The 4914-nt window shown below is 64.8% G+C and carries 5 protein-coding genes; 3 read left to right on the forward strand and 2 right to left on the reverse strand.

Going from position 1 to position 4914, the window contains the following annotated elements; genetic code table 11:
• On the forward strand, nucleotides 1–1072 hold a 1072-nt coding region (gene galE / locus EN745_RS30035), incomplete at its 5' end, for a UDP-glucose 4-epimerase GalE (RefSeq protein WP_127422916.1).
• A 228-nt stretch (nucleotides 1073–1300) separates the two neighbouring features.
• On the opposite strand, the gene EN745_RS30040 is transcribed toward galE, so the two are convergent.
• Entirely contained in the window at nucleotides 1301–1780 is a 480-nt protein-coding gene (locus EN745_RS30040; RefSeq protein ID WP_127422917.1) for a DUF995 domain-containing protein, read from the reverse strand.
• A gap of 443 nt (nucleotides 1781–2223) precedes the next feature.
• Here EN745_RS30040 and EN745_RS30045 point away from each other — a divergent pair, with 443 nt between their 5' ends.
• Together EN745_RS30045 and EN745_RS30050 are read left to right on the forward strand one after the other, a co-directional pair.
• Entirely contained in the window at nucleotides 2224–3150 is a 927-nt protein-coding gene (locus EN745_RS30045) for a lysylphosphatidylglycerol synthase domain-containing protein (RefSeq protein WP_127422918.1), read from the forward strand.
• Nucleotides 3147–4190 carry a glycosyltransferase family 2 protein gene (locus EN745_RS30050; protein ID WP_126055615.1) on the forward strand — a complete coding sequence of 348 codons (1044 nt, stop codon included), beginning with the start codon at nucleotides 3147–3149 and terminating at the stop codon, nucleotides 4188–4190. The genes EN745_RS30045 and EN745_RS30050 overlap by 4 nt, the downstream gene beginning before the upstream one ends.
• Before the next feature lie 394 nt (nucleotides 4191–4584).
• Here the strand turns inward: EN745_RS30050 and EN745_RS30055 are convergent.
• Nucleotides 4585–4914: carbohydrate-binding domain-containing protein (locus tag EN745_RS30055; RefSeq protein ID WP_189363201.1), on the reverse strand; the 330-nt coding region annotated here is incomplete at its 5' end.

Below are 4914 nucleotides of genomic sequence, written 5' to 3' on the forward strand. Positions count from 1 at the left end.
CAGCTTGCATGTGTGGCTGCCGGTGGTCTACGACAATCTGAGCCGCGGCAACGAGGAATCCGTCTGCTGGGGTCCGCTGGTTGTCGGCGATATCCGCGATCGCCGGGCGCTCGATCGGGTGATCACCACCCGTCGGCCACAGGCGATCATCCACTTCGCAGCACTCGCCTATGTCGGCGAGTCGGTCGGCGAGCCGGCCGACTATTATTCGACCAACGTGGCGGGAACGATCTGCGTGCTCGATGTGGCGCGGACGCATGGCATCGACAACATCATCTTTTCCTCGAGCTGCGCGACCTACGGCGTGCCCGAGACCCTGCCGGTGCGCGAGACCTCGCCGCAGAACCCGATCAGCCCCTATGGACGCACCAAGCTGATGGGCGAGCAGATCATCAAGGATTATGCCGCGGCCTATGGCATGAAATACGCGATCCTGCGCTACTTCAACGCCTGTGGCGCCGATCCCGAGGGCGAGCTTGGCGAATGGCATACGCCTGAAACGCACCTCATACCCAGAGTATTGATGGCGGCGTCCGGTATGATCGACGCGATCGAGGTTTTCGGCACCGACTACGACACGGCCGACGGCACCTGCGTGCGCGACTACATCCATGTCAGCGACCTTGCCCGCGCGCACCTCAAGGCCCTGATGCATCTGGAAGCCGGCGGCGACAACCTTTCGGTCAATCTCGGCACCGGCCGAGGCGTATCCATCAATGAGATCCTGGACGCGGTCGGCCGCATGACGGCGCGACCGGTTCCAGTCGTCCATCGGACACGGCGTCCTGGCGACCCGGCCGAGCTCTATGCCGATCCGAGCCTGGCGCGCGAGCAGTTGGGCTTCGCGGCGGAGCTCTCCGACATCGACACCATCGTCAGGACGGCCGCACCCTTCTTCGGGCTGGGTTCGGCAACGCCGGCGCCGGCAATTCCTGTCCCGGCTGTCACGGCCACGTCGCGCGCCAGACGCGCGCCGCGCGGCACGAACACCGGCAAACAACGCCAGCCCGCAAGGCTGACAGTCGTCCCAGTGAGTAATGTGTCGGGGCGCGGGCTCGCTGAGTTGGGTTGAGGGCTCTCTCAGCGGGCCTCTTCTTGTCTGATCCGCCGGCGGCGGCCAGACCTGATTGCCGGAGCGGTTCGGCTTTTTGAATTGCCGACCCGCTCGAAATATTGTTCTACGCAGTTCCAGGCAACCACTACGCACCTTCCTGGAATTGCTTCGGGCGGTTCAGCGTTTCATGAAATGCTGGACCGCCCTATTTCTTTGTTCGACCGGATCCGTTTCAGCGCAGGCGCTTCAGCTCTTGGACTCCACCAGCTTGCGGGCCGTATCGAACTCAATGCTCTTGGCGTCGCCTTCCTGGAACTTCCGATGCTCGTCGGTGGCATTGCCAGAAGCGTGCTTGAAGCTGTACCACCCGCCACCGGGCTCCATGCGCTGCTCGACATTGCCGTTATGGATGCGATGGCTGAAGCAGGTGCGGATCGGCGTCGCGGCATAGGTCTTGGACCGCCAGACAAGCTCCATGCACATCTTGCCGTCATTGGTCAGCAGCCATCTGCCTTCAGCGATGGAGGTGGAATCCGGTTTCGCCGTCCAGGCGCGCAGGCGCCTGTCCTGCGCGAAATAGGCGGCTCCATCCGCCCAGTTCCACGTGCGATCCGCGTAGTAGAGCTGCATCTCGAACGCCGTTGGAACGGCCTGGGCGGGGGCACGATCCTTGGCGGCTGCCATATTCACGGCAGCGGCAAGCTCGCCACACGCAATGAGAGCCATCAGCCAGGCGCGCCTCGCAAATGGCCGTTGCCGCGCCCGACTTTCCGCTTGATATGGCAATGCGTATTGAGCAGTCGGTATGGTGCGCGGTCGCATGTTGGTGGTCGCCTCCCCGATCCAGCGCCAACACGCACTCCAAGCCTTCCCCAAGGCATCGCAGTTGCCGCCCCCGCCCGCTATTAACCGCCACGCGCAGAGCGGTGTCAATCGGCGTTGTCGAACGGATCGAACACACCTTCTCGACGGGCCGGAACCAAGCTTGTGGATTCCAACAGGCTGCTAGTCTATAGGAGCAGCCGCATCGAAGGAGCCGCGGCCTTTGGGCTTTGGGCCTACGGGCCGCCGACAACCGGCAATGGATCCGATCCCCGGCCGATGCCGGGAATAGCGGACATCATCCGATGCCCACCGGAACGCGGTGGCGGAAGCCTGCGGAGAATTGGTTGAAACGAGCAGTCTCGATAGTCGTTACCCTGGCGCTGCTGGCCTGGCTTGCCAGCGACGCGCGCTGGAAGATGGTGGGCGACGCCTTCGACCGCGTCACGCCCGCCGCCTTCGTGGCCGTGGCCGTTGCCTTGTTCGTCACCTACGTGCTGCGCGCGCTGCGTGTCTGCGACGAATTCCGCGGCGAGGTGAACGGCCGTTTCGGCGCCTGCCTGCGCGTCATCCTGATCCACAACGCGATGATCAATGTCGTGCCCTTCCGCGGCGGCGAGACGGCCTTTCCGCTGCTTTTGCGCCAGGTTTTCGGCATCCCGATCATGCGCGCCAGCGCCTCGCTGCTATGGTTCCGGCTGCAGGACGCCTTCGTCGTCGGCATCCTCGCGTGCCTGGTGTGGCCAGGGCTGCATCCAGCGCTGCGGGCTGCGGGGATCGCGGCGCTGATGGTCATCGCCTGGTACCTGCCCCGCTGGGCGCGCGCGCCGCACGACTGGGCGGGGCGCGGCCGGGTGGTGGCCAAGCTCGGCCGTATTCGCGACATCTTCACCGAGGCGACGGGACGCTCCCGCTACGGCTGGTGGTGGACGGTCGCCAACTGGGCGCTGAAGCTTTCGGTGCAGGCATGGCTGCTGGCGCTGATGCTGGGGACATCCTTCACGACCGCCTTTCCGGGCGTGGTCGGCGCCGAGGGCGCGGCTATCTTGCCGGTGCAGGGCGTCGCCGGCTTCGGCACCTATGAGGCGGGCGCGGCGGCGGCATTGCTCACCTCCGGCATCGCCTTGAAAAGCGGCCTGCAGGCGGCGCTCGCCCTGCATCTGTTCATCTTCGGCTCGGCCATCGCCACCGGCGCCATCGCCTGGCTGTTCCCCTCGAAATCAACGCTACCGGAAGATCCGGCCGCGGAAGCTGCAAGGAAGCCCTCGCTATGAACCTGCTGCCCATCCCTGCATCGGGTTTGCCCGACGGCGCGGTCATGCCCGAGCATAAGCTCTCGATTGTCATTCCGATGTACAACGAGGCCGACAATGTCGAGCCCCTGCTCGCCCGCATCCATCAGGCGATGGAAGGCTACAGCCAGCCGTGGGAAGTGGTGCTCGTCGACGACGGCAGCACGGACGCGACGCCGGCTGAGATCCGGCGGCTCGCCGCTGAATACGGGCCGCACGTGCACGCGGTCGAGCTGGTACGCAACTACAAGCAGACCGCCGCCATGCAGGCAGGACTCGACGCTGCGCGCGGCGATGTCATCGCCACCCTCGATGGCGACCTGCAGAACGACCCGTTCGACATACCGCGAATGGTCTACCGCCTGCTCAACGAGGACCTCGACCTCGTCGCCGGCTGGCGCAAGGACCGCCAGGAGGGCTTTCTGATGCGCCGGCTGCCCTCGCGCATCGCCAACAGGTTGATCGCGCGCGTCACCGGCGTGCGGCTGAAGGATTATGGATGCAGCCTGAAGATCTTCCGCGGCAGCGTCATCCGCAGCGTCAGGCTCTATGGCGAGATGCACCGCTTCATCCCGGCCTGGCTGGCGACGGTGACGACGCCGCGGCGCATCGCACAGGAAGTGGTGACCCATCATCCGCGCATCCACGGCCAGTCCAAATACGGCATCTCGCGCACCTTCAGGGTCGTGCTCGACCTGGTGTTCATGTATTTCTTCATGCGCTACCGCACGCGGCCCGGACATTTCTTCGGCGGCATCGGCATCGTGCTCGGCGCGGTGGGCTCGCTGGTGCTTGCCTATCTCCTGTGCCTGAAACTGTTGCTCGGCCAGGACATCGGCACGCGCCCGATGCTGTTCACCGGTTTCTTCCTGCTTATCGCTGGGGTGCAGATGGTGACGTCCGGTGTGCTGGCGGAATTGCTGGCGCGCGTCTATCACGAGGCGAACGGGGTGTCGGCTTATGTCGCGCGGCCGCGGCCGGATGAAAGCGACAGCGACGGCTGGTATCGCCTGGCGTCATGATTTGACCGGACTCTCATGGAACTTGCGCCAGCAATATCCCACCAAGGCCCAGGCGCGGCAGCGCGACGCTAGAACCTGCCGCGGTTGCGAGGTCGAGGACGGGCTGCGGAAGTTCGTCGACTGGTACCGCAGGCAATGGCGGCCGAGGGCAAGAGGCAAGGCGCAAGGCCTGCGCCAGCCTCTCGCCCTCGGCTCGCGCCCCCCGGCGAAAGATCTGTGTCGCGAACAGTGGTCCGAATGCCGACTGCCTGTCTCGCTGCTCCGGAAATATTAGAGGGGGCTGATTAAAATTCAGGCAAACGGCGTGGTGAGCACCGTCTTTAACCGCCGTGCCGGATATTATTAGAATGCGAACGATCGTCCGGGCATCGAGGGGCGCCCCGCCCAACGCCCCCTACACGCATCCGTCGACAAACGGGCCGTTCACCCACAGCGATCCGTTGTTGTACATGCTGGTGCCGCTGCCATCGGTGTAGCCGGTGGCCCGGTTGTCGATGTGCAGCCTGCTGTTCGGCACCAGCTGGCCGTTCACCTTGACGCTCTTGATGAACAGGTTGCGATCGCCTGGCTTGCCCTGCCCAGCCCACAGGTCATTGGCAAAACGAAGCTCGATCAAATGCGGGCTGGCCACGGCGCTGAGGTCGACACGGAACGGTTTTGCATCCGCCGACGCCGCCTGCAGCTCGGCGCCGATCTCGTCGGGCGTTACGGCCTTGCTTTGCAC

Source organism: Mesorhizobium sp. M4A.F.Ca.ET.022.05.2.1 (assembly GCF_003998845.1).
In the GTDB taxonomy this organism is placed as follows: domain Bacteria; phylum Pseudomonadota; class Alphaproteobacteria; order Rhizobiales; family Rhizobiaceae; genus Mesorhizobium.

Coding starts and splice junctions, on each gene's coding strand:
- EN745_RS30040 (WP_127422917.1), bottom strand. CDS start 1,780: ATGGCTCTCATTGCGTGTGGCGAGCTTGCCGCTGCCGTGAATATGGCA.
- EN745_RS30050 (WP_126055615.1), top strand. CDS start 3,147: ATGAACCTGCTGCCCATCCCTGCATCGGGTTTGCCCGACGGCGCGGTC.